General features: G+C 70.0%; 1 protein-coding gene. It reads left to right on the top strand.

What is annotated here, in order from left to right; all coding sequences use genetic code 11:
• Positions 1-916, top strand: a 916-nt coding sequence (locus KDH83_RS30755) for a peptidase dimerization domain-containing protein (protein WP_212322840.1), incomplete at its 5' end; no start/stop codon positions are given.
• Positions 917-1,108: the final 192 nt, after the last annotated feature.

Here is a 1,108-nt window from a genome sequence, read left to right on the forward strand (position 1 = left end):
CTACGTCGACGCGCTGCGCAGCCGCCTGGGCAACGTCGCGCTGGTGGTGTGCCTGGACTCGGGCGCCGGCAACTACGACCAGCTCTGGATGACCACCTCGCTGCGCGGCATGGTCTCGGGCACGCTGGAAGTCCAGGTGCTGGACGAGGGCGTGCACTCGGGCGACTCCAGCGGCGTGGTGCCGTCGTCGTTCCGCATCCTGCGCCACCTGCTGGACCGCCTGGAAGACAGTTCCACCGGCCGCCTGCTGCCGCAGAGCCTGCATTGCGAGATCCCGACCGACCGCGTCGAGCAGGTGCACGCCACCGCGCGCATCCTGGGCGACGAGGTCTGGCGCCGTTTCCCCTGGAGCTGCGGCGCCGACGGCGGCTTCGTGCTGCCCATGACCACCGAGCCCGAACAGGCCCTGCTGAACCGCACCTGGCGTCCGACGCTGTCGGTGACCGGCGCCGAAGGCCTGCCGCCGCTGTCCAGCGCCGGCAACGTGCTGCGTCCGCGCACCGCCTTCAAGCTGTCGCTGCGCCTGCCGCCGCTGGTCGACGCCGTCGCCGCCTCGCAGGAGATCAAGGCGCTGCTGGAAGCCGACGCGCCCTATAACGCCAAGGTCATCTTCAAGGCCAACGAAGGCGCCGCCACCGGTTGGAACGCGCCGGCCTCGGCGCCTTGGCTGACCCAGGCGCTGGACGCCGCCTCGCAGGCCTACTACGGTTCGTCCTGCGGCTACATCGGCCAGGGCGGCACCATCCCGCTGATGAGCATCCTGCAAAAGGGCTTCCCCAAGGCGCAGTTCATGGTCTGCGGCGTGTTGGGCCCCAAGTCCAACGCCCACGGCCCCAACGAGTTCCTGCACATTCCCTACGGCAAGAAACTCACCGCCGCCGTGGCCCAGACCATGGCCGCGATGCCGGCCGCCTGATCCGCCGCCCGCCCGGCCTTGCCGCCGGGCAGGCGCGGCAAGGCGCGGGCCGCGCGGGCGCTTCAGCCCGCGCTTTTCTTTTCCGGAATCCCATTCATGATCACCACCTCCGACGCCTACGCCAGCGTGCTGGAAGAAACCCAGCACTGGCTCAACCAGGCCGTCATCGGCCTGGTTGAGCCAGTGCTGGGT

The organism is Achromobacter sp. Marseille-Q0513 (assembly GCF_018195695.1).
GTDB lineage: Bacteria > Pseudomonadota > Gammaproteobacteria > Burkholderiales > Burkholderiaceae_B > Achromobacter.